Here is a 25,682-nt window from a genome sequence, read left to right as displayed (position 1 = left end):
GTTTCACCCGCTTCGGGTATGGTGGCGGGCCACCACCTGCGCCCACAGCGACATGCACCGCCTCCTCGCTCTCGCCCTGCCCTGCTTCCTGCTTCTTGGCCTGTCGCCCGCCTTTGCGAACGGCAGCCTGCAATGCGACGGCCGGCCCTACGCGGTCGAGATCCAGTTCAGCCTCTCGACCGGCCAGCTGACCGAACTCATCGTCGCGCGCACCGGCCCGGGCACCGAAGGCAGCGAGCGCTTCACCCTGCAGCAGCGCTTCGTCGACCACCGCCAGCAGCTCATGCGCGTGCGCGGCACCGGCCTCGAACGGCCGCAGGTGGCCGTGGCGCTGCGCGTGGCCGGCGCGACGGGCACGCTCAGTTACCGCGGCGCGCAGTACGAGCTGCGCTGCAGCTGGACTGCGCTGGGCTGAGCCACTCACTCGTACGTTCACGCTTCGCATGCCGCAAGACCGCACCCTTCTCTATGCCGGGCGCGGGTTCGAGGTGGCGCATGTGCGCCTGCACGCGCCGCAGGGGCCAGCCTGGAGCGACCTGTACACCGTGGCCTCGCCGCGCGTGGTCTTCCCCATCGGTCGCACGCGGCTCGACGTGCGCTCGGGCGACCACACCTGGCTGACCGACGCGCTCACCGCCATCCGCTTCGGCGATGCCACCGCCTACCGGCTGCGGCCCGAGACCGCGACCGTGCGGCACAGCCTCGTGGTCAGCGGCCACGCATCGGTGAGCCCGGCCCACGGTGCAAGCGCTGCGGGTGTGAGCGTCTGCCTGCTGACCCCGCAGGCGCTGTACCGCATGCACGCGGCGCGGCGCCAGCTGCCGGACACCGACAGCGCACAGGCCGCGGCCCTGGTCGCCGCGCTCGTCGCCGAGCTGGGCAGCGCGCCGCATCAGGCGCCCTGGCACGGCGCCGTCGCGCGTGCACGGCAACTGCTGCTGTCCGAAGGCAGCGGTGCGGGCGCACGGCATCTCTCGCTGGACGAGCTGGCCGAGGCCGTGTCGCGCTCGCCCTTTCACCTGGCGCGCCGCTTCCGCCAGCAGACCGGCCTGAGCCTGCACCAGTACCGCCAGCACCTGCGGCTGGCGTCGGCGATGGAGCGGCTGGCCGACGGCGAGCGCGACCTCGCCGGCCTCGCGCACGACCTCGGCTACTGCAGCCAGAGCCACCTGGGCGCCGTGTTCCGGCGCGCCGTCGGCGTCACGCTCGGGGACGCCCGCCGCGCGCTCGGGCCGGCCGGCGCAGGCGCACGAATCTGATAGCTTTCGCGCCGCCCGGGCCACAGACTGGCCCGATGACGACATCGCCTCGCACCCTCTGGATCGGCGCACTCGCCGCGCTGGCCGCCGCCCTCATCGGCAGCGCCTGGCAGCTGCTGTCGCGCCACGGCGTGACCGCCACCGCGCTCGGGCCGATGGACCTCGCGCTGCTGCGCTACGGCATTCCCGCGCTGCTGCTCAGCCCGCTGTGGCTGCGCGGCAGGCTCGTGCCGCCGGGCGCATCGCGCGGTGCGCTCGTGCTGCTCGTCGTCGGCAGCGGCCTGCCCTTCGGCTTGCTGGTGCTGGCCGGCGCGCAATGGGCGCCCGCCAGCCACATGGGCATCTTCATGGCCGGCAGCCTGCCGCTCTTCACCGCGCTGGGCGCGTGGGTCTACCGGGGCGAGCGCGTGCAGGGCCTGCGGCTGCTCGGGCTGGCCGGCATCGCCGTCGGCATGGCGGTGTTCGCGGCGGGCAGCTTCGGCGAGGGCTTGCGGCAGCAGCACTGGCGCGGCGACCTGCTCTTTCTGCTGGCGGCCTTGCTGTGGACCGTCTACTCCCTGGCCTTCGGCCGCTGCGGCATGAGCGCATGGCAGGGCGCCGCCTTCGTCAACGGGGCATCGACCCTGCTGCTGTTGCCGCTGCTCTGGCTCGCCGGCCCGCCACGACTGTTCGCCGCGCCATGGACCGACATCGCGATGCAGGCCGCAGGCCAAGGCGTGGTCGCCGGCTTGCTGGGGCTGGTGGTCTACGGCGTCGCGATCACGCAGCTGGGCGCCGCACGCGCCGCGCTGTCGTCCGCGCTCGTGCCCGTGCTGACCACGCTCGGCGCGGCATGGTGGATGAACGAACCCGTCACGCGCCCCGCGCTGCTGGCGCTGTCGTTCGTGGTGCCCGGCGTCGTGCTGGCGAGTGGTGCGCTGCGGTGGCGGGTGCCGGTGACGCGCGACGGCGAACGCAAGACCCCGGGGAAGAATGCGACGACGCCGTGAGGTGGTGCGGCGCCTCAGTGCGCTAACGGCGCAGATCGGCTGCCGCAGCGTTCAGCTGCGCGACGAAGTCGGGCAGTGGAATGCGCGAGCCCAGGCTTCCGTCCTTCGCGGGGAACGCAACGCAGAGCTGGTCCCGGCCTTCCTCGCGGTCGAGCAGCAACAAGAACTGGCCATCGAAACTCAGCTCCGCGACGAGGTGCTCGTGCGCCGTGTCGCTCAGGATGGTCGTTTCCCATTTCTCGTTGTTCATGTCTGCTTTGCGGATGAAAGATGACGATGCGGTGCGCTGCGGGTTGAGGCTCGACAGGGCCGGATGATAGGTCGGCAGGCCTGCGAATCCACTCTCGCAGGAGCAGTACTGGCCGTGGCTATACTGCGCCGGTCACGTCATCAACATGGCGTGATCGGGATTGGCGTCCCGATGAAATCACTGCGACGTAAAAGCCGCAGCCACCCCGCAGGGTCTGCGGCTTTGTCGTTCGTGCTACCTGTTTAGGCGGCTCGATGGGCGGGCGCGAGCCCGGCCGGTTTCACGCAAGTGGTTTCCCGGTACGCCAACCCGTCGAGCTGCCGCCCTCAATTGGCGTTGGGTGCGTCGGTTTCAGCAAACCGAAACCCCTTGGAGGCCATTCATGGCTGCATCTGCATCTCCCCGCGCGTCCGCGCACGCGTCTTCGCTTCCTGCATCTTCTGAAGAAACCGCCAGTGCCGAATCGCTCGCGCTGCAGGCGTGTGATGACGTCGACAGTCTTCATGTGGTGCAACGGGCCTACGCGTGTATTGAGAAGCTCATCGTTCCACAGCGTGTGGGGGATACGGAAGAAGTCTTTCCGACACGGACGGAGTTGGGGGCGTTGGTGCGGTTGGTGAATGAGGAGTTGTTGCGGCGGATCGAGGCGGCCGATGCAACGACTCAGTCGCTGCGTGCCGTTGTTGATGGCGGTGTGCGATAGGCCGCTTCGCCCCTCCGAGATGAAATCTTCCGCGAGATAGCCACTAGTCTTTAAGGCGAGGCACGCCAGTTCGGCTGACGAAATCTAGCGCTCAACGATGGAAACGGGCATATCGCGTTTCGAGTTGGGAAGGCAGAATCCGGCCAGGAGCCGACGTTCATCTAGACCTGCCAATTCGTACAACTAAGTCCATGTCTCAAGCGAATGGGACAGAAATAGCGAAATGACCCCATCAACCCTCCTGCTATTTCTAGCAGTCGGTACTGCGCTTCTGAGTGGGTGCGCGACCTCAAGCAAGTACGTTCTCGACGTCGAAAGCGGAACTCAGAATCCGTCAATCAAACTCATCGACAAAAGAAGCGAAGACCAGAAGCGAGCAGAAGTGATGTCGGGGAACATCACGGATTGCTGGTATGGCGTCTATCGCCTGGGTGACGAGCAAACGGAGCCGGGGCGCCTTTCATACTTGTTGCGCGCCCTCGACTCTCGCTTGGGTCGCGAGTTTGCCGGAAAGACCGTTCAGATCGACACGTTCGAGGTGTTCAACAATTGGCAATCGGTTCTTCGACCCAGCAGTCGTGGCGGTGCCGATTCGACTGGGGCCGCTTATGGCCTTGCACCGCCCGCATCGGGGGCAGGGGTTGTAGGCACGGCGCTAGGAACCGCGATAGTAGGCGCCATTGCGAGCGGCGCTTGTCGAGCCAACTCGCCCAAGCTGGCTGTCGACCGGAATCCGAGCAATCTGCCGGCAGTCATCGTCAACTACGACGTTGCGGTCGATTCAAGGCGCGTGAAGGGCACAGTCTTACAACTGGACCCTCAAGGGTCGGACTCGACTAGCAGGGGGACTTTCGTGAGCGAGCGCGTGAAACGCGCAATGTCGAGCGCCGTTGAAGTCATAGCAAGTGAACTGAAGGCAAGCCAATAGTCGCCCCGATGATCGACGGTTTTATGAGCTCGCGAATGTCGGGGGCTCCCCTTTTTTCGCCATCAACTCGTGCGGCTACAGTCGGCCAGAACCAGACGGTCGAAGCCACGCCACAGTGGAGCCCGATGCGGCCAATTTTCAGCAACCATCGTCCCTCAATTTCATGTTTCTTCCCCCGCAAGTTTCAGAGGTAAGCGTTGACTGCGCATGGCGCTACAAGACGCCATATCCTCCACTGGGATTCCTCCCCTTCACAGAGGGAGCACTCGGAAATGGCGATTCTTTCGGCCTCTACTGGCCCATCGGGTTGGAAGCACGAGAGCCGATTGTGGTCGAGACATGGCACGATTCGTGGCAGATTCAGCCGACGTATTCGTCGCTGTCCTCCTTTTTAGATGCATTCAAAGACGCAGAGGACGAATACCCCGAACCGCTCTCGCTTGAAAAGGATGCGCGTTCTCCACGCGCGCTTTTCTTTGAGGCAAAGCAGAGGGTTCAGTCGCAAGCTGTAGATGACGCCGTAGCGCTTTTGGAGCAGGCACTTGATGTGCTCCCAGAGTACACGGATGCGCTCTGCCTCCTGTGGGCACAGTACGTTCGGCAGGGTCGAATAGAAGAAGCACATGCCGTTGCGGTCAAGGCGATCATTGCCCCGCCGTCATTTGGCCAGCGTGCGATGAAACAACTCAAATGGTTGCAAGGGCAAGACGATGCGCCGCGGTTAGCGGATGACCCCATCTGGCAAGCCCGCGCTGACCTCAACCTGTCTTACGGAGGCACGAAGTTAAATGGGGACTACGCCATCTACCGAACTGCCATTCAAGCCTACTTGAGTGCATCGCGATTCGTCGAAGCCTGCACTCTCATGCAGACCTATGGTGAGCTGATGCATGCAGAAACCGTTTCCTTTCAGGAGCGCGAAGGTTTCGTGCGCCTCGATTACGTAGCGGAACAAATCGCTGCGAGCGGCAAGTTGCCGAATGGGCCAAGGGCATAGGACGTTTCTGACTAGGGTTCGCGAGCCGAGCAACAGCCGGCAGGGCCGAGCGTCCGCTTCAGGCTATTTCGACTGGCTGCTTGGGACCCGTTCACGACGGCGACACGACCGGCTACATTCGGCCACAACCGGACCTTCCGGCCCACCTTCCAGTAAGACCATGCAACGACACACCCTGTATGCGTACGTAGACGGCTCTGACCTAGAAGACGTCGCCGCGCCCATCGAGGAAAGGCTTGTCGAGCTTGCCGTTGCGCCAGGCTGGGTCACTTCAAGGCCGACTGTGGTGAATCAGAAGACAGATGTGTCTGGCAGCCACCCTGACGACTTGCCCGACTGGGACCTTGGCATCATCTTGGCACTGCCAGACCCAGGCGACGAGCCTGAAGGATGGTTCGGAGACGTTGAGCGCGTTGCCGGGTACTTGGCGAAGCTGCACTCGACATTCGCCCGCGAGTTCATCATCGGCATTGCCGACAATGTCACGGGTGTCACCGAGGACCTCTTCTTCGTCGAGTCCGATGCGCCGGACCTTGGCAGGCTGCGGAGCGCCATCGGTGTTCGCGGCGGCTAGCATCAGCGCCTTCCGGCCAGAATCGGCCGTTCGCTCAGCCCCTCCAACTGATTCGTACACCGTATATGTGGCCATTCAAGAAAGTCGCGGCGGTCTCGCCGATAGCGGTCGCTCCAACGCCGGAAATGGTCGCGGAAGCCAAGGCCAACCCCGGAGGCTGGGTCTACCAAATCGCGGGAAGCTTCGGCCCGACCGACCACATCCCTCCGGAGTTCATCAAGGGGGCATTCAAGGTCGATGAACGTGGCAACATCACGGGTGAGTTTCAGGCGAACCCGAAATATCGGGGTGAGCCCTGAGGCCCGGAAACGTACAGCGGGACGCGGCCAGAACCGGTCGGTAAGGCCGCAATCAGAAAAATGCGTTGAACAGGACGACCAGCCAAGAGGCCAGAAAAGCAAAATAGAGCAGCAGCATGAAGCTGTTTGCGGTCGACTCCCATGCCGCTGCAGCCCAAGTGCCCCGGAAAGCCGCAGCCAAAGCGCGTGCGCCACTCGATAGTGGAAATGGTAGGGTGACCCACGCAGCGACCTGTGCTGCAGTTAGACCCAGCAGTCTCCACCAGGGCTCGTCTGCAATCGCCTCACGGCCTTGACGAACCAATTCGTAGCCAGTTTCATGCCACAAAGCGCCCGCCACGAGTTGCCAGATGCCCCTATAGAAGGCGACCAAGCCTTCAAACTGCAAGAGGGTGACGCTGAGCAGGAGCAGCGAGAAAACTCCTGACAAATTCAAAAGAACCAGCTTCTTGCGAGACAAGCTATTGAACGGTGTTGGATGCAAGCCGCCTGGGTCTGCGTCGAACTGCACATTGCCACCGATAGGTAGTAGCTTGAAATGAAGCCGGCCCAGACGAAATACTCCCGGGCCGATACCTAGTGTCATAGCCTGCACGGGAACGTTCATTCTTGTCCCCGTCCAAGCAAATGCGAGCAGCTGGAGCCAGAGACAGATGAGCAAGAGAGCGAAGATGACCAACATTGAACGGCAGATGAGTTGCCATGCCATTGTCTCCGCCCAGGAAAGAAAAACCCTGAGCTGTGGCGTACTCGATGCAGCTTCAACGGCTGCTTCCGGACAAGCGCAATGTCGGCAAAAGGCCCGTTCACGACGGCGGCGCGACCGGCTACAGTCGGCCAGGACCGGTCGTTCGGCGATGCGCCACAATTTGCCGGTTAGCAGTCGTTCGCACCTCTCGCCAAAGGTACCGATGCCACTTCAGTTCTTCGACGCATCCCTGGTCGGCCCCGCCTCGAAGCGCGAGCTCGATGACATGAGGGAAATGGTCCGCGCCGATTTTCCTTCCTTCGAGTTCGACCCAGCTTACCTGCAGGTCCTCGAGGAGTTCAACGGTGGCAGGCCCTCAACGAGATACTTTCGCACGCGCGTTGGTCAACTTGCTCCACCGATAGAACGGTTCCTCCACTACACGGCCGGTCATGACCTTAAGGACCATCAGCTCGGGTTCTTAAACGCCAATGTCTTCTGGTCCGCTCTCGAGAATCGTCTCGGGTCGCTTCTGCCGTTTGCCGTGCTGGCAAACAACGATGCCCTTTGCTTCGACTGCGGTTCGGGCGAGTCGCAGGTCGTCCTCTGGAGCAACGAGCGGTCCGAAGAGGACGAGCCGTCGTACGAGCGTGTAGCGGATTCGTTCGACGACTTCTGCGCAGCACTCTCGTCGGTGGCCACCGAGTGACCACGATGCGCCGGGCTCGGCGGCCTTGGAGCGGTGCCGAAGCTCCCGCCCAACCGGCTACAGTCGGCCAGAAGCCGACCTTCGTAGGCGCCTGCTCCCTGTAACCGTGTGCGAATCCGCCGCTATAGTTGCGCGACCATCAACTCGACAGGCCAATGTATGCTGATGACGCTCAACAGGTCTGGACAGACTTTCTCGAAGAAGATTGTCTACCTCTCTCTTTTCACTTTCTTGATTGCAGGACAAGTTATGGCGGCGACAGAGTCACTCGCTGAGTTGGATGTTGGTGAATATGCGGAGCTTGCCAAGCGTCCCAACCCGAAGCACCTCGTCCTTCAATATGTCCCCGCGCTTGCAGCACTACTGGCTCGTGCCGAACAGCTCAAAGCCGCCCCACTGACGCAAGCTGAAGTTGAGAAGATAAGAGACCATGCATCCGTGATGGTGGCGAACAATAGGGCCGCGAAGGCGGTTGCGGAGAAGCGGGGGTACAAAGATATTCACCCCGAATCGGCCTGGGAAGAGTGGAAGGTGCTTCGCACTCAGCTCCCGCGCTGATTGCCGGCGTCGAGTCGGCCCTTCGAGCGGCTGCTTTCCGCTGGTCGCAGCGTCTCAAAAGGATCCCATTCGGCCTCGACGAGGCTCCGGCAGAATGCGGCCAGAAGCCGTCATCCGGTGGCCCGACTAAAGATCACAACAGTGCCGTTAAAGCAGCCTCGGTCTAGCCATCCAAAAAATTCGAGAGCGGAAGTTCTTTCTTATCGGATCTCATCTGATGTTCTTTTCTAAAAAGCCTCAAAAACGGTCTCCCAAGCTTTTGCAGATTGCAGAGTATCTCGACCTCCTAAACGGCGGCCTAGTGAGCGCTGAAATTTCGAACCCCGAGAAGGCCGCTGCACTAGGCCTGGCTCGTGACGTTTGGGGTTCGCTTGCGCTGGGGGACTGGGCGGAGATCGAGCCTGCAGCGGTCACCGCGTGGCGCAGCAAGGTGAATGGCCATGTTCTTGCTCATGTACCTGCCTTCGCTGACGACTGCTTTCTGATCGTCTTGCTTAGCAGCGAGCCGGTTGCACCGGATTCGTACATTCTGCTTGACGTAGGGGCTGAATATGCGAATGCGACGTTCTCATGCCCATTCCTTGGGCTCGCTGGCGCCGCCAACGAAGACGACATACGTCGAGCGATACCCGAGTTGCCTGGCAAATCGGATCCGTTCGCTGTCTTGGATTTGCGCGGCGGCACCTACATGCAGGTTTACGCCGACGGACATGGCTTTCATCTGGAGCATCAACTCGTGACTTCCGCGGCGCACTACCGCTGCGTGGACATTGTTGGCCCCGACGAAGCGGTGGAGGCATTTCTTTCCTATGCCTTTGGAAGCCACGAGTGGGCATACAAGAGACGCTGGGAACGGATCTCTCTATAAAAGCAAGGCCCGTCTTCGGCCAACACCGGACCTTCCCGACCGCCCGCCAATTCCCGTCAATGCCTTAGCATGACCATCGAAGCTGACCTCAACATCGCCGAGATTCCCTACGAGTCAGGAGCCATCAAGTTCCGCTATGCGAGGGTGATGGCTCCCGACAAGACCCGATGGATTCGGCACGGCCTCTTCGTTGCTTACCACGAGCATGGCACGCTGGCGTCCGAAGGGCAGTATGTCGATGGCAAGGAGGACGGGCTTTGGCGCGACTTGCATCCGAACGGGCAGCCTGCGGCCGAGGGCCGCTACCGCGCGGGCCAGGAAGTCGGAGTCTGGCGATTCTGGAAGCCTGACGGAACCGAAGAGCCGAGCACAGACTACGGCGACTGACGGCCAAGACCGGTCGGTCGGCCCCGCCGCAGAGATCACCAGAAACCGGACGCTCGCGGCACGCGCACGACGCCTTGATCGGGGGTCAGCGGCGCATCAGCTGAAGTGCGCGTCATAGATTGGCGAACGAAAAAGAACAGGCTTAAGGATGTCCATAACCCTCGATAGCGTTTTGCTCCGTCCAGACGAGTACGAGAAATTCTCACTTGATGAGCCTTGGCGGTGGCACGTGCCGAGCGACTTCACCCTTCTGCACGTCACCGTTCTGGGGCATATGCTTTTCTCCGACCACGGCGCTCGCATTTGGTTCTTGGACAGCTGGTCCGGTCATCTATACCGAATCAGTGACGACGAAGACGAATTCAGCAGGCAAGTTGCTGGCGATTCTGAGTTTTTTAGTGCACTGTTCTTTGATGAGTTGCTGGGGAGCCTGACCGCGGCCGGATTTGAGCGCCGGGCCGGCGAGGTATTCGCTCCATTCGTCTCTCCCGCGCTCGGTGGCTCGCTCGGCGCAAGCAACTTCTCTTTGGCTCCGGTCCGAGCATATGCAGCCACGTCTTCAGCAGAAGCGCGAGCCATTGCATTCGGGAACTCGGGCACTTGAAAGATTCTCCTGTTAAGTTCCAGAATCGGCGGCGGACATTCGAACGCGACTCTCAACATGAGCTCATTAACCTGGAACGATCTTTTCGTCGACGCAGAAAAGCTAGATTTCAACCGCCTGCTGTTGGAATGGCCCGGCATGGTGACTGGGCAGATTCGACCAATCGGGGCCTCGGTCTTTGGCGACATGTTCTTTGAACTGAGGACAGGCGAAGTTGAGAAGCTCGATGTCCTTGAGGGTGGCGTGCATAGGGTTGCTGAAAGCTTCCAGCACTTCACCGGGATGATGAACTCGCTAGAGTGGCAAGAGCAGAACCTTTTGAGCCAAGGTGTGGCGCTGCTCAAGGAGCGCGGCGTATTGCGTGGCCCGAGCCAGTTCTATGGATTCGCTCCCCACCCGGCGTTCACTGGAAAAATCGACTGGTCCAAAGTGATGCCGCTGGATGCAGTCGTGTGGAATTCGATTTGTGCGCAGTCACTCGGCGCCGCCCCGATGCCCGAAGCGCAACCAGCGACTACCCCACAACCCAAAAGTCCGTGGTGGAAATTCGGCAAGACTTGAACACCGAATTTTGAGACTGCTCGAACGCGAACTTCTGCTTTCAGCAAGTGGGACTGGCTGCTTCGGGCCCCTTTGCGAAGGCAGAGCCACCGGCTACAGTCGGCCACAACCGGACCTTCGATGTCGACGTCGACGTCCAGTTTCTAGTAGGTGAACTGCACCGAGTACTTCCAGTCGCCGTCTTGCTCCTGGCTAACGGCGTACGACGCGGAGCGCCAGATGGACCCGCGCTCACGGAAAAGGTCGGCGAGCGCGTAGAGGCTTGCATAGATTTCCTCGGTTGGGCTAACAGGCTCGGGCTGACCGTCAGGCGACGTGATGACGATGGTCATCCGCTCATGCGAGCCTTCCTGTTCCCGGTCGGCGACGAGTCTCGCTGCCTTCCACCATTCCGGGGTCGCAGCAATGAGGGCATTCGCTACTGCTGCGTCGAGCGGCGCTTGTCTTTCAAGCCATTCGTCCATCTATGATTCCCATGAGCCGTGTCGGCCCGGAAGGTAGCATGCCGCCGGCTCCAGTCGGCCAAGAGCAGTCATACGACTAGGATTCTCAGTGCCTCGAAAAATCACTTCCATAGCCCTCGACATCGCCAAATTTGCTCCCACTGAGGATGGCAACTGGCGTCGTTTGGACGACCTGCTCGATGAACTTTGGCAAGCAGGCGGTCCAGAACAAGCGATCCCCGAAATGCTGAGCGTCTTTGAGCGCTATCCCGAGGAAGACGGGTACGGAGTGATGTGGAGCATTGTTCACGGGTTAGAGAAGCTCCCGAACTACGAGCCCGCGCTTCTTGCTTCCTTGGCGCGACAGCCAAGCGAACTCGGCATAGTGATGGTAGGGCGCATGTTGAACTCTGGCATCACTGAGATCGGTGACGTTTCATTGCTGCTGACACTGCAGGAGATCGCTAGCACCGCGACCTCTCCGCAGATCAGAGAAGCGGCGAACAGCGTGGCGTCACGGGCACGTTGATCTTCCGCTGTGAAGCGCATCGATTGACTGCTTCAAGCTCGTTAATTACGGCAGTAAGACCGGCTACAGTCGGCCACAAGCAGACGCTTGCCGAGATGTTCTGAATCGCTCCGAAGCAGTCATTCGCGCAATCGTGGCGATGCGCGAACACGACTTTCTCTCGCGTGTCGAGGATGCGCGGAAAGTCCGGACCTTCAACAGAACAACCGACATCGACCATAAATCAACATGAGCGCATTTCAAGACCATTTTGCAGACCACGCGGCTTCCTCGTTCGCCAGACAAATTGCATTGGGCGATGTAATCGGTGAAAGGCCCTGGGGCATCGACACGCAGAAAGGCCTGTTGCGCTTCGGCGATGACCTGGAATACCCCGTGCAACTGCTCGGCACGCATGCCTTCGAACCCCGCACATGGCTGTGGGTCTGGGCCAACACGCAGAGCAATCTTCCGCCGCAACTCACTGAGGCCGCCTTGCGCATCCGGCAGCTCGGTGAGGCGCAGACCGTAGGGGCGTTCACCCAACCTTCGCTGCAACTGGACGACATCACCGATCACATGATCGCTATGACCTGCAGCGGCCTAGAGGGAGGCCGCTGCTATTACCGCGCGCCTTACGACGGCGGTGCACTGTTCGTGCTACTCGACGATGTGCCGGCCGAGGTGCTGGCGCCGGTGTCGCTGCCCCGCGTGAACACGGTGCTGATGGAAGTGATCTCGCAGTTCGACGTGGACCATCGCCGAATGGTGACAAGTTTTCTGCGGCAGCAAGGGTTGCATGCGGCATCCAACGGGGCGGGGGGCATCCGCGCCGAGAGAGCGGGCGAAGGACACATCGAGATCAGCTTCGACGAACTCGGCCGCATCTCGAATGTCGCTGCAACCCTAGGACCGGCCGCGTCGGCACCGAGCACGCAGGCTGCACGGAAAAAGTCGCGGTGGCAGTTCTGGAAATAAGTGCTCGCGTCGCGCGACGACCATTGGAAGCACTCCGGAGGTGTGCGTCCGCCGTGGTTCGCAGGCAGCGGTCTTTCGAGACTTAGGCAGAATTCTTCGGGTGACACATTCCGTTTTGCGCCCATTGAAGATTCCATAGAAGTGACGTTCGATGATGCCCGTGAACGCTGACCAGCTTGGCATCGGAGGCGCACACTCGTGAACTACTCCGCGCCGAGCGGCCGCTTTGGAGAGTTCCCGAGGACCGCTCAGGGGCCGACGCCGCTGGCAATGCTTCGGCTACATTCGGCCACAACCGGACGTTTGTCGCGCGCTCTCAGTTTCGTATCACCGCAACTCTCCGCCAGCCCTTGCCATGACTACAGTCGGCCAAGAGCCGCTATTCGGCGTCGACTCTTCATCGCGCCGATGAGCAACACTCCAAGACGAAAACCATGTCCAGCTCTGACGATGTGTGGCCCTTCGAAGACCCTCCGAACCTCGCATGCTTCACCGTGAGGTCGATCATGAATGGGACCGCGCCAATCCTTTATGTATCCCATGATGCAGACGATGGCGCTTGGCAGATGCTGACGAGCGATGCCGCTGATATGTCGCAAGCGATGCTTGTGGCTTTGGCGCAATTGGTAGAGCGCGACAGAACCCTCGGTGAACTGGCAGACCTACCACTCGGGTGGACCGCCTCGCGTGCGGACACAAGCTCACCTTGGATGCGCCGGGCTAGTGCCAGCTGAACAGCGCTATTCGGCCAGATCCGGCCGCTCGGCTTTGGCCAAAATCTAGCCTCCCGGCGCACCAACTTCCGCACAACCTTTATGCTCTTCAAAACAGTTCTCGTCTCAATCGCTCTCGCTCTCGCAGGTTGCGCGGTCCAACCAACGAACCTGCAGCCCGCGTCAGGCGTGGCGGCGCGCGCTCCGTCGGAGGACTTCGTACACGAGGGTGTCGCTGGTCTCATGAGGGTTCAGTACGCGCTTGCTATAAAAGCGGGCCGATACGTTCCTGTCGGCCAGAATGAAGCGGGTATATTCTTTTTGAGTGAGCAGCCGGACAACTTTCGAATCTTCTATCTAGAGCGCAAGAGATTCGATGGAAAGCGACTTATTGCGGTATATGCAGGTGGGATTTTTATCCCACATAGCGCATCTTTATCACCGAGGTTCTTCATCTTGACAGGAGCTGAAAAGCTGGTGGTCGTGAGCGATGCTGCTATCTCTAAGTTCGCACATGGAACCGGAAAACCGGCGGCCGACATTACTTCGGAGGAGATGATGGCAAATCTCGAACGCCCAGTTGTTCCGTTTGACGGCGCTGCCGCCTATTTGATTAGAGAATTCGAGGGAAGGGGCTTCACATTCTGGGGGCCACAAGGGGAAGCAGAACAGACCGCAAAATCCTGGCTGCTTGGCATGCGAAAGCTGTAGACAAGCGCTCGTTCCGCTCTCAGAGGGACTGCTTTGGAGTGACACGAAGTCGCCTTCGGGCCAGTTCACGACGGCGGCGCGACGGTCTACAGTCGGCCAAGAGCAGACCTTCACTGCGAGTTTCCAATTCTTTCTGGAGATTGCCATTGCTGCGTTGCAGGGCTGGCTAATTGCGAGCGAAGCCATGATCATCAATGCCCAAGGAGCGAAATGCGGTGTAGCTTCTGGGGCGGGATTCCATCTGTCTCCACATCAAAGGCCAATGCCAAATGACCAGTGACCCCCTGTCTCCGCTGGATGACCTAGCCATCGCTGCCATCGGCTACTCACCGTCGGATGAAGAAATTGAAGCGGCATCGCAACCACCCTATCCAACGCCGGCTGCATTTGTTCCATTCCAGGAGGCGGTGCGTGCCGCCCTTCATGCGCGGGTCGCTCGCGGCCCTGACCCGTTCTGCACGACTCGGCTCTACGAGCCCGCAGCGAGATTCAGCGTCCGCGCTCCGTATGACGCCAACAGCCATCTCGGCTTCAACGTGAGCGACGCGATCTGCATCCTGCTAGCTGGCGGGCTGATTCCGGTCGCCACAGCTCAACGCGCCATCCGCGCAAGCGCCTCAAAGCTGGTTCAAGGATTCCTGCAACGCGCCACTGTGTATAGGCTGCTGGCCGATGGCGACCTGTCAGTAGCCATGGAAGCCGCAGCAAGCCCAAATTTCGATCAGGAGCAATGGGTCGGCTGGCGAGCCATCGGCGAATACCACGCTGCACGTGCTGACGCATTTGCTTTCTTATCGCTCTGGCCGAAATACGAAGCTCGGCAGGAACGCGAGTGGGTGGACAACATGCGACGCCAACTCGTTGACGCAGTGTCCCGCACCTACGGTTGGCGCGATGCGCTGGCGTTGACACGCGACAAGCGGATTGGCGTCAAGGGGCACGTTCATGGCATGGCCTATCTGGCACTACGGCCATTAACAGAGAAGACTACGGTGTCCGAGCTCAACCAGTTGCTGGGCACGGCATCGGAGCTAGTCCAATTTGACGCTCTCAACGACTTGGCCCGGCTGAAATTGCTAGTGGATGCCTTGCGCGCCAGCACTCCGCGCGCGCCCGCAGACGATCCTCCAGGCCTCGACGCCGTCCTGAGCCGCATCATTGCCGTTGACCCCACTGCTTCGAAGCAGCAGAGCCAGCAGCGAGATTGGCTGCTGATGGATTGCTGGCCTCTCATCGGCAACGCCACCACTCTCAAGCGTGTGCGTACGGCGATCCGTGCGCCCTTGTACAAGCGCAAGCTTTCGATGCTCGCCAAGGATGCCGCACCTGCGGTGCCGATTGGTGAAAAGGCAATCGGCGCTTGACGGCCAGAAGCCGACCTTAGACCCAAGTTCTCAATGAAAAGGATTTGATGCCGTTCGATTTGGATGAGCGCTACGTGCAGGCTGCGGAGCAGGCGTTGGGCGTCGGCTTCCCGACAACGTATCGCCTCGCCATGATGAGGAGCAACGGCGGCACAGTCGCAACGGAGAGCGACGACTGGGAGCTGTATCCCATCGCGGACGACTCCGACAGAAAGCGGCTCGCCCGCACCCTCAATGGCGTCGTCCCCGAGACCGAGCGTGCAAGAGCCTGGCGTGGATTTCCCTCAGCCGCGGTACCGCTGGGCGGTAACGGCGAAGGTGATCAGCTAGTCTTTCTCGCGGATGGACAAGGGCTTGGTCCGGAGGTCTTCGTCTGGCGTCATGAAACGTGCGAGTTGGTCCGCGTCGCCGAAGATTTCGCAGACCTTGTGGCCGCCGGCTCATGACAGGCCATAACCGGACATTCCCAATGACCATCCCGCTGCCCGCTGCCTACCGCGTTTTCATCGATACGAACGGTCTGTTTGAGGGCTTCGCTGTCTTGTCGGGTGAGGAACACTACGTGATCCTCTGGGGCGAAGACGAGGTCGTCACGGTCAATTCAGAGATGGACGTGGATGTGTACGCGCCGGGTTTCGTGGCCTTCGCCGGGAACGGCGGTGGTGAAATCTATGCCTTCGACACGGGTGGCGCTGTCTTCATGCTTCCGATGATCGGCATGGAGCCAGAAGCAGCAATCAAGGTGGCCGACGATTTTCCCGAGCTTGCGCGGGGCTTTCAGCGGCCGGTGTCCTCGGGCAAATGACCCGTGAGCGCTGCATACGGCTAGAACCAGACGTTCGCCGTCGCGGCAGAATTTGGCGCCAAAACTGGACCTTTGCGCCAAATCGCCACATAAGAGGATTTTGTGAAGCCTGCTGACCAACTCGTGGACCTTGCGAAGCGTGCCGAGCACAAGCTCGGCGAAGTCTTCGACGCGCCCGAGGTGCTTCCGTTCGCATCTAAAGCGATTGACCTTGTTGGAAGCTTTCCAGCCCTACGCAACGCCTTCGAGGACAAATTTAGAACGATGCGGGGGTACGCGCCGAAAGAGTTTGTACAGGTCTGCATGCACGCGCTCCGGTGGCCGGAGCTGCGGTCTTTTTTCGAAGATCAGTCTCGCTTGGCAATCGCGAGGAATGACTGGTCAGCCATCGCAGACTACGGCAAGTACCTTGACGCCTTCGAAGACGACTGGGAGGACGCTCGGACGTTCTATGCTCGCTACTTCGTAGACGCGGCGAACGACTGACGTCGGCCAATAGCAGACTTCCACCTCGTCCCCTCAATTTCGAACGTCATGAGTAATGCGTGAATTCATCATCGACTGCAGTGAGTTCAACGACGAAGCAGATTTTTGGGCAGCCTACCTGTCGACGACACAACCGGAGGGTGCACAACTCTTTGGCCGCAATTTCGACGCGCTCTGGGATGCACTGAGCGCGGGGGGACCAGGTTGGCCTGGGGAGTGCGTGCTCCGCTTTGTGAACACCGACGTCCTGCGCCGTTGGCAGGACGGCAATTTCTATCGCACGCTGCAAAAAATTGCGCTCGATTCGAGGACCATCGCCATCCATATGGACTAGATTTCAGAGTGCCGCGAAGCATGACGCGTCGCGGCCAGAACCCGACGCTCACAATCCGGCTCCAGTTCGTTCCCCAGCAGTCATACGATCAAGCCCAATATATGCCCGGTGCGAAGGTGATAGTTCAGTTCGTTGCCGCGGAAGTTAGCGGTCGAACGATGCCCGCGTACTTGACCCGAAAGTACAGACCTCACTTTCGCGTCGGCAATGGAGAGTACTTGGGGGTGGTCTTTTCGGGCGATGAATCCAGCGAGCCGATTCAGCCCGGAATTTGTACAGATGCTGAGGTCGCGTTCATCTATGCACCCAATGTCGACTACGGGGATCTGGTCGTTGGATCACAATTCCAGATCTTAGAAGGTGCAAGGATTGTCGGAATCGGCGTAGTCAGCGAGTTGGTTCCTTGAAGGTCCCATCGCGGCCAACAGCAGACCTTCAACCGTCCTGTTCAGTCAACAGACCAGATTCGAACGCACCACCATTGTGATAGTGCTCAACGATCCGCATTGCCATGAAGCCATATGCTTTTTCGGGAGGCGTATCGTTCTCGACGTATCGAATGTGTGAGACCACGTAGGCGGAGCCCAGATGCTGGTTGGCTTCCGCCACCCCGCGTAGCACGTGTTGGACGAGCTGATCTTCGTTCAAAGGCTTGTGCCGGCACTCGCCTGTGCCGGCGAGTCGCTCACAGATGGGAAAGCCATCGAGGGGGCCACCGAGTCGAATCTGAAGCAAGTTGTGCGTTGGTCCGGTAATACGGGCAGCAGCGAAAAACTCCCCCAAGCGTACGAACTGCATTTCCGATGTCCAGTTTTTGTGCGAATAGCTGAATCATGCCTCAGCGACTACTGCAGAATTCGGCCACAAGCAGACATGCCCAACTACGTCCCAACAACATGAAGACCGATCCTCTTTCGCTTCCGCTCCAGCTGTTGGATCGTGTGGTTCCTGGTGCAAAACTGCAGCCGGATGCGATCCTCGAAGCGGCTGATCGGGCCGGAATCCCCTACAACTTCGTAACCATCACTACCTGGCCCGACCTCGATGCACCGAACGGTAAGGGTCAGCTATTCGATCTGATCTTCACGGACAAGGTGCTTCCGACGGGTCAGGTCCTTGTTGTGACTGACGAAAGCTTCATCGATGGGCAGTCGCTGCAGTGTCCCGTCGACGAGTTGCGCCTGAGGATGAACCAGTCCTCCCAATTCATGTTTGATGGGGACGTCATCTTTCTGTGGCGCGAGATCGCTGCTCTCAGCGTCTTCCACCACGAAGGCGGCTTCGCACACGTTGGCTGGTGAGGCGGCGTGGAGACCTTCTTTCACCGTCTGCTTTGGAGCAGGACGATCGGCCGCTCAGGGCCCTGAGCGGAACTTGAAACTCCTCCGAAGCGGACGTCGTCAGCGTGAATCGAATTGGAGCATCGCCGCCGGGCACCAGGGTCTGCGTTGCTAGAGCGAGTCCGGGAAAGAAGCAAGCACCTTGTATCTGATTCGAGTATTGGTGGCCTCAATGACCTCGATCCGCACGCTTTTGAAGCCGATCGTCTGTTCGGTGCTCAAGTCGTACTGAGCTTCTTGTGTGAACCCTGGTCTGATGAGATCGCCCGCAAACTCGCGATAAGTGATCTTGATCTGATTGCCAATCCGCCCCCCATACAGCAATTCTTGCCTGAAATTCGGCTGCGTCTTATCGACGATCTTGCCGACGCGGTGGCGTGGCGCGGCCGGATTGATCTTGCCGGCCCCCGTCATGTCATATGAGCCGATCAATTGCAATGTGCCGTTCTTCTTCCTAGTGAGATAGCCTCCGAAGGGCTCGGCGCGGCGACGTGTGTACTTGTCGTTGATCCAGTAAGCGCCGGGCGATGCAAAAAAGAACTGGGTTCCATCAGCATCCTCTCGCTCGAGCCGCATCGCATTCGGCTCCACAATGTACTCGCGCATGATCCCGTTGTCAGTGATGCGCTCCTGCAAGTCCAAACCATCAAAGACGTAGAGCTTGCCTTTCGCCACCAACGTTTCGCCGATGTCTGCAGTCGCCTCAACATTAAGTGAGGGGATGTTCGTGATTTGAATCTCTGGCGGTTTGACGGGCGGCGCCGTGACGCAGCCGGTGACCAGAAACGCCATGACGATGGCGGCAATCTTCTTCATTTCGGTCTCTCCTCGTTATTGATCGCGCGATCATAGAGTTTCCCGTCAAACGCCTGCACAGCGCGTACGGCTTGCCGTCGTGGCAGGCCAGGGCCGCGGCTTTCAGTGAGTCGTTTGTCAGATCCGTCAGAAGCGCAGCTACGGGTACCAGTTGAGTGCTCGTCTTGAACGACGGCTGCTGTCGATAGCGCTACTTCGAACGCTCGGACGAAGCCTTTCAACCTGATAAGCGCAGTTTTGACAACCGGCGCGGCAAGCATCCATCGGCATCGGGAATTTGGAGTTCAACGAAGAAATTCGCAGCTCTTTGAGAGCTCCAACACCTGCTGCCCCATAAACGACGGCATCCGCCTACAGCACGCACCCTCCATTTGTCTCCCCAAATTGAGCACAATCCCCCCATGCCAAACATCGCCTCCATCCTCAAAGCCGAAATCTCCCGTGTCGCTCGCAAGGAAGTGCGAGCGGAGATCGAAACCCTCAAGAAGGCCTCCGTTGCGCACCGGGCATCGATTGCCGAGTTGCGCCGTCAGGTGAGCGCGCTTGAAAAAGAATTGCGCAAGGTTGCCAAGGGCTCCGCGCGTCAGGCACCGGCCTCAGCAGCCAGTGCTGCGGGCGACGACGCCGACGCGGGCGGCCCCAAGCGCCGCTTCAGTGCCAACCGGCTGGCCGCGCACCGCGCCAAGCTCGGGTTGTCCGCGGCGATCTATGGGCAGCTGGTCGGTGTGTCGGGTCAGACGATCTATCACTGGGAACAAGGCAAGGCACGCCCGCGTGCGGCGCAGCTGGAGCGACTGGCCACGGTGCGGGAACTCGGGGCGCGCGAGATTGCAGAGCGGCTGGAAGCGCAGTAAGCAAGCAACGCGCCCTCGCCCATGAAACTCGGCTACACCATCGTCTACGTTCCCGACGTCGCCCAATCGCTGAAGTTCTTCGAACAAGCCTTCGGCCTGCCCACGCGCTTCCTGCACGAATCGGGCACTTATGGCGAGGTCGAAACCGGCGAAACCACGCTGTCCTTTGCCGCACACGCGCTCGCCGACTCCAACTTTCCGGGCGGGCATGTCGCCGCCTCGGATTCCGCCCAACCGCTGGGCATGGAGCTGGGCCTCGTGACGCCCGACGTGCCTGCCGCGCACAGCCGTGCGCTCGCAGCCGGCGCCACGCAGCTGTCGGCGCCGGTGACCAAGCCCTGGGGACAGGTGGTCTCGTACGTGCGCTGCCCCGACGGCACGCTGGTCGAGCTGTGCTCGCCCATCGGCGGCTGACGGGCGCCCTGCCCGGCTCTGGCCGGTTCGCTACCGGCTAATCGATCAACGCCACCGCCCGCCGCGCAAACCCCGCGGCCTGCGCGCCCACCTGCACTGCATCTGCCGCCGCCGCGCTGCCGCTCTTCGCGCGCGCCGCGATGCCTTCGAGGATCACGGCGAAGCGGAACAGCGAGAACGCCAGGTGAAAGTTGGTCACCGGCTCGGCGCAGCCGCCGGCCTGCTGGTAGCGGGCGATGTACTCGGCTTGCGTGGGGATGCCTTCGGCCGCGAGGTCGATGCCCTGCATGCCTTCGAACTCGTCGGCGCCGGTGTGCCAGGCCATGCAGTTGTAGGCCACGTCGGCCAGGGGGTGGCCCAGGGTGGACAGCTCCCAGTCGAGCACGGCGATCACGCGCGGCTCGGTGGGGTGGAACATGAGGTTGCCGAAACGGAAGTCGCCGTGCGCAATGGTGGTCTGGTCGCCCGGTGGCAAGTTGGCCGGCAGCCAGGCGATGAGGCGATTGATGTTGGCGTCTTCGCGGGTGCGTGAAGCCTCCCACTGCCGGGTCCAGCGCGCGATCTGGCGCTGGAAGAAGTTGCCGGGGCGGCCGTAGTCGGTGAGGCCGACGGCCGCAAGGTCGACCGCATGCAGGCGCGCCAGGGTTTCGGCCATCGCGAAGTAGTACGCGCGGCGCTCGGCGGGCGCAATGCCGGGCAGCGCGTAGTTCGACAGCACGCGGCCTTCGAGCTTGTCCATGACGTAGAAGGGCGTGCCCACCACGGCGCGGTCGTCGCAGTACAGCACGGTGCGCGGCACGGGCACGTCGGTGTCGGCCAGTGCGCGCAGCACGCGGTACTCGCGGTCGACCGCATGGGCCGAGGGCAGCAGCTCGCCGGGCGGCTGCTTGCGCAGCACCAAGGCGCGGTTGTCGAAGTCGACGAAGAAGGTGGGGTTCGACTGCCCGCCGCCGATGCGCGCCAGGCGCATCGGGCCTTCGAGCTCGGGCAACGCGCTGCGTAGGTGGCGCTGCAGGCGTTCGGCGTCGAACTCGAAGCCCGCAGCGGCGGTGGAATCAGCAGCCCCGCTCATGGTCGACGGAACACGGGCTCGCGTTTCTCCATGAAGGCCTTCACGCCTTCGGCGAAGTCGGGCCGGTCGATCAGCTCGCGCTGGCGCTCGGCCTCGTGGCGCATCTGGCCGACGAGCGACTGGCTCGCGGCCGATTCGTACACGGCGCGGATCTCGTGCGCCGCGTGTGCGGGCAGGCGCGCGAGCCGCTGCGCAATGGCCACCGCATGGGCGCGCAGTTCGGCGTCGTCCACGCAGGCCCACACGAGGCCCCATTGCGCGGCCTGTTCGCCCGACAGGCGCTCGCCGAGCAGCGACATGCCAATGGCTCTTGCGCGGCCCACGAGCCGCTCGAGGAACCAGGTGGTGCCCAGGTCGGGCACGATGCCCAGGCGCGGCATGAAGGGCAGGTAGAAGTAGGCGCAGCGCGCCACCAGCACGACGTCGGCGGCCAGCGCCACGCCCACGCCGGCGCCTGCGGCGGGGCCGTTGATGGCGCTCACCACGGGGAAGGGCAAGCTGCGCAGGTCTTCGATGAGGCGGTTCGACAGCGCCTCCATCGCGTCGGCCGTGCGCTGGCCCAGGCTGCCGGGCGCGCTGGCGTCCATGCTGCCGAGGTCGGCGCCCACGCAGAACGATTTGCCGACGCCGGTGAGCACCACCGCACGCACCTCGCCTTCGTCGCGCAGCTGCGCGAGCCGCTGGCGCAGGGCCTCCTGCAGCGGCACGGTGAGCGGGTTGAGCCGCTTGGGAATGTTGAAACTGAGGATGGCGACGTCGCCGTCGCGTTCGTACAGAAGGGGGTCCTGGTCGTCAGGCTGGCTCATGGGTGGGCTCCGAAGGGCGTGGATGGATGAATGGTGGTCACTTCATGTTCAGCGCGGGCCCGACCGGGTCGAGGTCCACGCCGTTGAATCACGCAGGCGATCAGCATCGCGTCATCGTGCACGGGCGACGCGTGCCTGGAGCTTGCGCAGCAACCCGACCACGCCGCCGGGCATCGCGAACATGAAGGCGATCAGCACCACGCCGTACACCGCCCATGGCGCGGCCTTGGAGACCTTCTCGGCCAGCGAGGGCACGAACATGATGAAGAGGGCGCCGAAGATCGCGCCGTACAGCGTGCCCACGCCACCCACCACGATGCCCACCAGCAGCGAGATCGACAAAAACAGCGTGAACGAATCGGGCGCCACGAACTGCACGGCAATGGCCGACAGCGCGCCGCCCACGCCGGTGTACGCGGCCGAGACGCCGAAGGTCATGGCCTTGTAGTGGCTGTTGTCCACGCCCATCGCCTCCGAGGCCATGGCGTGGTCGCGGATGGCGCGCATGGCCCGGCCGCTGCCGCTTTGCAGCAGGTTGTGGGCAATGAAGAACATCACGACCGCGACGAACAGCGAGAACAGGTAGAGCCACTGGTCTTCGTTGAGCGGCAGGCCGAAGGGCGCGGCGGGCTTCATGAGCACGATGCCCTGCACGCCGCCGGTCCAGGCCTCGAGGTGCTTGTACTTGAGCAGCTGCGGCATCGCCACGCCGAGCGCGAAGGTGGCGAGCGCCAGGTACAGCCCTTCGAGCTTGAGCGCGGGCCGCCCGAACAGGTAACCGACGATCAGGCACACCACGGCCGCCGCCGGCACCGTGAGCCAGTACGGCACGCCCGCGTGCTCCATGAGGATGCCGGTGGTGTAGGCGCCAATGGCATAGAAGGCGCCGTGGCCCAGCGAGATCTGCCCGTTGTAGCCCGTGAGGATGTTCAGGCCCAGCAGCGCGATCGCATACGAGATCACCATCGTCGCCTGGAACAGCTGGTAGCCGCGCGCCACGAAGGTGATGCCGATGGCCAGCACGATCAGCAGGCCGACCCACATGAGCGGCGAGCGCGAGGGCTTGGCGGCGCCGGCGCGTGCGCTGGCCGATGTAGCGAGCGGTGCCATGGCGGTCGGCAAGGAGGAGGCTTGAGGGGAGTTCATGCGATCAGACTCTCGTGACCAGTTTGCGGCCCATGAGGCCGGAGGGCTTGACGATGAGCACGCCGACGATCAGCACCAGTGCCACCGACAGCTTGAGTTCGGTGCCCACCACGTAGGTGCCGATGAGGTTCTCGAGCACGCCGACGATGAAGCCGCCGAGCACCGCGCCCACGGGGCTGTCGATGCCGCCGATGAGCGCACCGGCAAAGGCGTAGAGCAGCACGCCGGTCATCATGTGCGGGTCGAGAAAGACCACGGGCGCGACCATCATTCCGGCCACCGCGCCGATGGCGCCGGCCAGGCCCCAGCCCAGCATCAGCATGCGCCCGACGTTGATGCCCACGAGCCGCGACGAGGCCGCGTTCTGCGCCGCGGCGCGCATCGCCAGGCCCAACGGCGTGAAGCGGAAGAACGCGAACAGCAGCAGCACCACCAGCAGCGTGACGCCGATGGCACCCATCTCGTGCGCCGACATCATGGCGCTGCCGAACCACGCGTCCGACGGGAACGGGCTCGGGAACTGCTTGATGGTGTAGCCGAAGAGCCAGCCCGCCAGGCTGTGGAAGATCACCAGGAGGCCGATGAACACCACCACCACCGACAGCGCCGGCTTGTCGTGCATGGGCCGGATGACGGTGAACTCCACCACGGCCGCGAGCACGAAGGACAAGGCCACGGTCGCGACGAAGGCGGCCCAGTACGGCAGGCCGGCCTGCATGAGGCTCCAGGCGATGAAGGTCGAGAACATCGCCATCTCGCCCTGCGCGAAGTTGATGTGGTGCGTGGCCTGGTAGATCATCACCAGCGCCAGCGCAACGCTGGCGTAGATGCCGCCGGTGGCCAGGCCCGCCAGCAGTTGGTGCAGGAATGCGTTCATCGGTGTGAGGCCCTTATTCGCCGAGATACGCTTTGCGCACGGCGTCGTTGCGGCGGATCTCGGCGGCGGTGCCCGAGAGCACGATGCGGCCGGTTTCCAGGAGGTAGGCCGAGTCGGCCAGGTCGAGCGCGAGCTTGGCGTTCTGCTCCACCAGAAGAATCGACACGCGCTCTTCCTTGTTGATGCGCCGCATGATCGAGAAGATGTCCTTCACGATGAGCGGCGCGAGCCCGAAGGACGGCTCGTCGAGCAGCAGCAGGCGCGGCTTGCCCATGAGCGCGCGGCCGATGGCGAGCATCTGCTGCTCGCCGCCCGACAGCGTGCCGGCCTGCTGCGCGCGGCGTTCGCGCAGGCGCGGGAAGTAGCCGAACACGCGCTCCATGTCGGCGTCGATGCCGTCGCGGCTCGCACGCGCGTACGCGCCCAGCCGCAGGTTCTCCTCGGTCGTGAGCCCCAGGAAGGTGCCGCGCCCGTCGGGCACGTGGCCCACGCCGGCCTTGGCGATCTGCTCGGTGGAGCGGCCGTCGATGCGCTGACCGGCCAGCATGATGCGGCCCTCGGTGCTCACCATCATCTGGCACAGCGCGCGCAGCGTGGTGGTCTTGCCGGCGCCGTTGGCACCCAGCAGCGCGACGACCTGGCCCGTGGGGATGTCGAGGTCGATGCCTTGCAGCACGCGCGTCGGTCCATACGACGCATGCAGCCCGCGCACTTCGAGAATGTTCATCGTCATGCCATGGCCTCCGCTTCTTCTTCCTCACCCAGGTAGGCGCGGATCACCTCGGGGTGCGCGCGCACCTCGGCCGGCGTGCCCTCGGCGATCTTCTTGCCGAAGTTGAGCGCCACCACCTGGTCCGACACGCCCATCACGAGGCTCATGTGGTGTTCGACCAGCAGCACCGTCACGTTCAGGCGATCGCGGATGTCGCGGATCAGCGTGCCCAGGCTTTCGAGTTCTTCGTGGTTCAGGCCGCAGGCCGGCTCGTCGAGCAGCAGCAGTTGCGGCTCGGCCGCCAGTGCACGCGCCAGCTCGACGCGCTTCTGCGTGCCGAAAGGCAGGTCGGCCACTTCTCGCTCGGCCACGGCCTCGAGGTCGAGAAAGTGGATCAGCTGGTCGGCCCGCGCCCGCGCCTGCGACTCGATGGCCGCTACGCCGGGCAGCCGGAAGGCGTTGCGCAGAAAGCCCGCGTGGTGCTTGCTGTGGCAGCCCACCAGCACGTTGTCGCGCACGGTCATCGTGCGAAACAGCGCCAGGTTCTGGAAGGTGCGCCCGATGCCCAGGCCCGCCATGCGGTGGCGCGGCAGGCGTGTGAGCGGATGGCCGTCGAACTCGATGCGGCCGGCGCTGCACTCGTACAGGCGCGAGAGACAGTTGAACAGCGTGCTCTTGCCCGCCCCGTTCGGTCCGATGAGGCCGCAGATCTGGCCCCGCCGCACGTCGAACGAGACGCCGTCGAGCGCCACGATGCCGCCGAAGCGCACCGACACCGCGTCGATGCGCAACAGGGGGGTGTTCGTCTTGTCTCCGCGATCGTTGTCATGAATCATGCGTCGATCTCTTTTTTTTGAGGGAACGGAAAAGGTCAGCGCCGCCCCCGCGGGCGCTGCCAGGCGGCGGCGCAAAAAAGGCCGCCCGGCTTC

Annotated in this window: 37 protein-coding genes; 26 read left to right on the top strand and 11 right to left on the bottom strand. The window is 62.3% G+C overall.

Going from position 1 to position 25,682, the window contains the following annotated elements; translation table 11 throughout:
• Positions 1 to 52: 52 nt before the first annotated feature.
• From GFK26_RS11175 to GFK26_RS11165, 3 genes are read left to right on the top strand one after another with little or no spacing between them, the layout of a single operon-like run.
• On the top strand, positions 53 to 415 hold the full coding sequence (locus tag GFK26_RS11175) for a hypothetical protein (protein WP_153282029.1): 363 nt from the start codon (positions 53 to 55) through the stop codon (positions 413 to 415).
• A gap of 28 nt (positions 416 to 443) precedes the next feature.
• The gene (locus GFK26_RS11170) at positions 444 to 1,259 is read left to right on the top strand and encodes a helix-turn-helix domain-containing protein (RefSeq protein WP_153282028.1); all 816 of its coding nucleotides are present in this window, start codon (positions 444 to 446) and stop codon (positions 1,257 to 1,259) included.
• A 35-nt stretch (positions 1,260 to 1,294) separates the two neighbouring features.
• Positions 1,295 to 2,248: a DMT family transporter gene (locus tag GFK26_RS11165; RefSeq protein WP_153282027.1), complete on the top strand. Its 954-nt coding sequence runs from the start codon at positions 1,295 to 1,297 to the stop codon at positions 2,246 to 2,248.
• Positions 2,249 to 2,270: 22 nt separating this feature from the next.
• On the opposite strand, the gene GFK26_RS11160 is transcribed toward GFK26_RS11165, so the two are convergent.
• Positions 2,271 to 2,498 (bottom strand): hypothetical protein, encoded by a 228-nt coding sequence (locus tag GFK26_RS11160; RefSeq protein WP_153282026.1) that lies wholly within the window; start codon positions 2,496 to 2,498, stop codon positions 2,271 to 2,273.
• Between the two features lie 382 nt (positions 2,499 to 2,880).
• Between GFK26_RS11160 and GFK26_RS11155 the strand changes: the two genes are divergently transcribed.
• The 5 genes from GFK26_RS11155 to GFK26_RS11135 all read left to right on the top strand — a co-directional run bounded on the left by GFK26_RS11155 (position 2,881) and on the right by GFK26_RS11135 (position 5,999).
• Positions 2,881 to 3,201: a hypothetical protein gene (locus tag GFK26_RS11155; protein WP_153282025.1), complete on the top strand. Its 321-nt coding sequence runs from the start codon at positions 2,881 to 2,883 to the stop codon at positions 3,199 to 3,201.
• A gap of 223 nt (positions 3,202 to 3,424) precedes the next feature.
• Entirely contained in the window at positions 3,425 to 4,129 is a 705-nt protein-coding gene (locus GFK26_RS11150; RefSeq protein ID WP_153282024.1) for a hypothetical protein, read from the top strand.
• A gap of 163 nt (positions 4,130 to 4,292) precedes the next feature.
• Positions 4,293 to 5,126 carry a tetratricopeptide repeat protein gene (locus GFK26_RS11145; protein ID WP_153282023.1) on the top strand — a complete coding sequence of 278 codons (834 nt, stop codon included), beginning with the start codon at positions 4,293 to 4,295 and terminating at the stop codon, positions 5,124 to 5,126.
• 160 nt (positions 5,127 to 5,286) lie between these two features.
• Positions 5,287 to 5,700 carry a hypothetical protein gene (locus GFK26_RS11140; RefSeq protein WP_153282022.1) on the top strand — a complete coding sequence of 138 codons (414 nt, stop codon included), beginning with the start codon at positions 5,287 to 5,289 and terminating at the stop codon, positions 5,698 to 5,700.
• 65 nt (positions 5,701 to 5,765) lie between these two features.
• The gene (locus GFK26_RS11135; protein ID WP_153282021.1) at positions 5,766 to 5,999 is read left to right on the top strand and encodes a hypothetical protein; all 234 of its coding nucleotides are present in this window, start codon (positions 5,766 to 5,768) and stop codon (positions 5,997 to 5,999) included.
• Between the two features lie 52 nt (positions 6,000 to 6,051).
• Here the strand turns inward: GFK26_RS11135 and GFK26_RS11130 are convergent, their stop codons facing one another.
• Positions 6,052 to 6,606, bottom strand: a complete 555-nt coding sequence (locus GFK26_RS11130; RefSeq protein WP_153282020.1) for a hypothetical protein — start codon at positions 6,604 to 6,606, stop codon at positions 6,052 to 6,054.
• 64 nt (positions 6,607 to 6,670) lie between these two features.
• Here GFK26_RS11130 and GFK26_RS11125 point away from each other — a divergent pair, with 64 nt between their 5' ends.
• The 6 genes from GFK26_RS11125 to GFK26_RS11100 all read left to right on the top strand — a co-directional run bounded on the left by GFK26_RS11125 (position 6,671) and on the right by GFK26_RS11100 (position 10,374).
• Entirely contained in the window at positions 6,671 to 7,396 is a 726-nt protein-coding gene (locus GFK26_RS11125) for an SMI1/KNR4 family protein (protein ID WP_194274067.1), read from the top strand.
• A gap of 159 nt (positions 7,397 to 7,555) precedes the next feature.
• A complete protein-coding gene (locus GFK26_RS34200; RefSeq protein ID WP_228121969.1) occupies positions 7,556 to 7,954 on the top strand; it encodes a hypothetical protein in 399 nt (132 codons plus the stop codon).
• Positions 7,955 to 8,171: 217 nt separating this feature from the next.
• Positions 8,172 to 8,822 carry a hypothetical protein gene (locus tag GFK26_RS11115; RefSeq protein ID WP_153282018.1) on the top strand — a complete coding sequence of 217 codons (651 nt, stop codon included), beginning with the start codon at positions 8,172 to 8,174 and terminating at the stop codon, positions 8,820 to 8,822.
• Positions 8,823 to 8,891: 69 nt separating this feature from the next.
• Entirely contained in the window at positions 8,892 to 9,209 is a 318-nt protein-coding gene (locus GFK26_RS11110; RefSeq protein WP_101492424.1) for a toxin-antitoxin system YwqK family antitoxin, read from the top strand.
• A 148-nt stretch (positions 9,210 to 9,357) separates the two neighbouring features.
• Positions 9,358 to 9,813: a hypothetical protein gene (locus GFK26_RS11105; RefSeq protein WP_153282017.1), complete on the top strand. Its 456-nt coding sequence runs from the start codon at positions 9,358 to 9,360 to the stop codon at positions 9,811 to 9,813.
• Positions 9,814 to 9,870: 57 nt separating this feature from the next.
• Positions 9,871 to 10,374 carry a hypothetical protein gene (locus tag GFK26_RS11100; protein WP_153282016.1) on the top strand — a complete coding sequence of 168 codons (504 nt, stop codon included), beginning with the start codon at positions 9,871 to 9,873 and terminating at the stop codon, positions 10,372 to 10,374.
• A 143-nt stretch (positions 10,375 to 10,517) separates the two neighbouring features.
• Here the strand turns inward: GFK26_RS11100 and GFK26_RS11095 are convergent, their stop codons facing one another.
• Complete coding sequence (locus GFK26_RS11095) at positions 10,518 to 10,838, bottom strand: hypothetical protein (RefSeq protein WP_153282015.1); 321 nt, start codon at positions 10,836 to 10,838, stop codon at positions 10,518 to 10,520.
• Positions 10,839 to 10,926: 88 nt separating this feature from the next.
• Here GFK26_RS11095 and GFK26_RS11090 point away from each other — a divergent pair, with 88 nt between their 5' ends.
• The 9 genes from GFK26_RS11090 to GFK26_RS11050 all read left to right on the top strand — a co-directional run bounded on the left by GFK26_RS11090 (position 10,927) and on the right by GFK26_RS11050 (position 17,123).
• Positions 10,927 to 11,346 carry a hypothetical protein gene (locus tag GFK26_RS11090; protein WP_153282014.1) on the top strand — a complete coding sequence of 140 codons (420 nt, stop codon included), beginning with the start codon at positions 10,927 to 10,929 and terminating at the stop codon, positions 11,344 to 11,346.
• A gap of 228 nt (positions 11,347 to 11,574) precedes the next feature.
• Entirely contained in the window at positions 11,575 to 12,303 is a 729-nt protein-coding gene (locus GFK26_RS11085) for a DUF6882 domain-containing protein (protein WP_153282013.1), read from the top strand.
• A gap of 815 nt (positions 12,304 to 13,118) precedes the next feature.
• Complete coding sequence (locus GFK26_RS11080) at positions 13,119 to 13,727, top strand: hypothetical protein (protein WP_228121968.1); 609 nt, start codon at positions 13,119 to 13,121, stop codon at positions 13,725 to 13,727.
• Positions 13,728 to 13,996: 269 nt separating this feature from the next.
• Positions 13,997 to 15,091 (top strand): hypothetical protein, encoded by a 1,095-nt coding sequence (locus tag GFK26_RS11075; RefSeq protein ID WP_153282011.1) that lies wholly within the window; start codon positions 13,997 to 13,999, stop codon positions 15,089 to 15,091.
• A 47-nt stretch (positions 15,092 to 15,138) separates the two neighbouring features.
• Positions 15,139 to 15,537: an SMI1/KNR4 family protein gene (locus tag GFK26_RS11070; protein ID WP_153282010.1), complete on the top strand. Its 399-nt coding sequence runs from the start codon at positions 15,139 to 15,141 to the stop codon at positions 15,535 to 15,537.
• Positions 15,538 to 15,560: 23 nt separating this feature from the next.
• Positions 15,561 to 15,896 (top strand): SMI1/KNR4 family protein, encoded by a 336-nt coding sequence (locus GFK26_RS11065; protein WP_153282009.1) that lies wholly within the window; start codon positions 15,561 to 15,563, stop codon positions 15,894 to 15,896.
• Positions 15,897 to 16,019: 123 nt separating this feature from the next.
• The gene (locus tag GFK26_RS11060) at positions 16,020 to 16,382 is read left to right on the top strand and encodes a hypothetical protein (protein WP_153282008.1); all 363 of its coding nucleotides are present in this window, start codon (positions 16,020 to 16,022) and stop codon (positions 16,380 to 16,382) included.
• 55 nt (positions 16,383 to 16,437) lie between these two features.
• Positions 16,438 to 16,716: a barstar family protein gene (locus tag GFK26_RS11055; RefSeq protein ID WP_153282007.1), complete on the top strand. Its 279-nt coding sequence runs from the start codon at positions 16,438 to 16,440 to the stop codon at positions 16,714 to 16,716.
• 20 nt (positions 16,717 to 16,736) lie between these two features.
• Positions 16,737 to 17,123, top strand: a complete 387-nt coding sequence (locus tag GFK26_RS11050) for a hypothetical protein (RefSeq protein ID WP_153282006.1) — start codon at positions 16,737 to 16,739, stop codon at positions 17,121 to 17,123.
• A 28-nt stretch (positions 17,124 to 17,151) separates the two neighbouring features.
• On the opposite strand, the gene GFK26_RS11045 is transcribed toward GFK26_RS11050, so the two are convergent.
• Positions 17,152 to 17,514, bottom strand: coding sequence for a hypothetical protein (locus tag GFK26_RS11045; protein ID WP_153282005.1), 363 nt, complete (start codon positions 17,512 to 17,514; stop codon positions 17,152 to 17,154).
• 98 nt (positions 17,515 to 17,612) lie between these two features.
• Between GFK26_RS11045 and GFK26_RS11040 the strand changes: the two genes are divergently transcribed.
• Positions 17,613 to 18,017 (top strand): hypothetical protein, encoded by a 405-nt coding sequence (locus GFK26_RS11040; RefSeq protein ID WP_153282004.1) that lies wholly within the window; start codon positions 17,613 to 17,615, stop codon positions 18,015 to 18,017.
• Between the two features lie 150 nt (positions 18,018 to 18,167).
• Here the strand turns inward: GFK26_RS11040 and GFK26_RS11035 are convergent, their stop codons facing one another.
• Complete coding sequence (locus GFK26_RS11035) at positions 18,168 to 18,872, bottom strand: hypothetical protein (protein ID WP_153282003.1); 705 nt, start codon at positions 18,870 to 18,872, stop codon at positions 18,168 to 18,170.
• A gap of 401 nt (positions 18,873 to 19,273) precedes the next feature.
• Here GFK26_RS11035 and GFK26_RS11030 point away from each other — a divergent pair, with 401 nt between their 5' ends.
• Together GFK26_RS11030 and GFK26_RS11025 are read left to right on the top strand one after the other, a co-directional pair.
• A complete protein-coding gene (locus tag GFK26_RS11030; RefSeq protein ID WP_153282002.1) occupies positions 19,274 to 19,726 on the top strand; it encodes a helix-turn-helix domain-containing protein in 453 nt (150 codons plus the stop codon).
• A 21-nt stretch (positions 19,727 to 19,747) separates the two neighbouring features.
• Positions 19,748 to 20,140 carry a VOC family protein gene (locus GFK26_RS11025; RefSeq protein ID WP_153282001.1) on the top strand — a complete coding sequence of 131 codons (393 nt, stop codon included), beginning with the start codon at positions 19,748 to 19,750 and terminating at the stop codon, positions 20,138 to 20,140.
• Between the two features lie 37 nt (positions 20,141 to 20,177).
• Here GFK26_RS11025 and GFK26_RS11020 read toward each other — a convergent pair whose 3' ends face one another.
• The 6 genes from GFK26_RS11020 to GFK26_RS10995 form a co-directional block, all read right to left on the bottom strand.
• A complete protein-coding gene (locus tag GFK26_RS11020; RefSeq protein ID WP_153282000.1) occupies positions 20,178 to 21,212 on the bottom strand; it encodes a phosphotransferase in 1,035 nt (344 codons plus the stop codon).
• Positions 21,209 to 22,018: an enoyl-CoA hydratase-related protein gene (locus GFK26_RS11015; protein WP_153281999.1), complete on the bottom strand. Its 810-nt coding sequence runs from the start codon at positions 22,016 to 22,018 to the stop codon at positions 21,209 to 21,211. Before GFK26_RS11015 ends, GFK26_RS11020 begins: the two co-directional genes overlap by 4 nt.
• Before the next feature lie 111 nt (positions 22,019 to 22,129).
• A complete protein-coding gene (locus GFK26_RS11010; RefSeq protein ID WP_228122060.1) occupies positions 22,130 to 23,062 on the bottom strand; it encodes a branched-chain amino acid ABC transporter permease in 933 nt (310 codons plus the stop codon).
• 106 nt (positions 23,063 to 23,168) lie between these two features.
• Positions 23,169 to 24,041 carry a branched-chain amino acid ABC transporter permease gene (locus GFK26_RS11005; protein ID WP_056577629.1) on the bottom strand — a complete coding sequence of 291 codons (873 nt, stop codon included), beginning with the start codon at positions 24,039 to 24,041 and terminating at the stop codon, positions 23,169 to 23,171.
• Between the two features lie 13 nt (positions 24,042 to 24,054).
• A complete protein-coding gene (locus GFK26_RS11000) occupies positions 24,055 to 24,774 on the bottom strand; it encodes an ABC transporter ATP-binding protein (RefSeq protein ID WP_153281998.1) in 720 nt (239 codons plus the stop codon).
• Positions 24,771 to 25,589, bottom strand: a complete 819-nt coding sequence (locus GFK26_RS10995; RefSeq protein WP_153281997.1) for an ABC transporter ATP-binding protein — start codon at positions 25,587 to 25,589, stop codon at positions 24,771 to 24,773. The genes GFK26_RS11000 and GFK26_RS10995 overlap by 4 nt, the downstream gene beginning before the upstream one ends.
• Positions 25,590 to 25,682 lie beyond the last annotated feature (93 nt).

It is taken from the genome of Variovorax paradoxus (assembly GCF_009498455.1).
GTDB lineage: Bacteria > Pseudomonadota > Gammaproteobacteria > Burkholderiales > Burkholderiaceae_C > Variovorax > Variovorax paradoxus_H.
The sequence above is the reverse complement of the archived record's forward strand: the minus strand, read 5'-3'. Positions and strand labels throughout refer to the sequence as shown.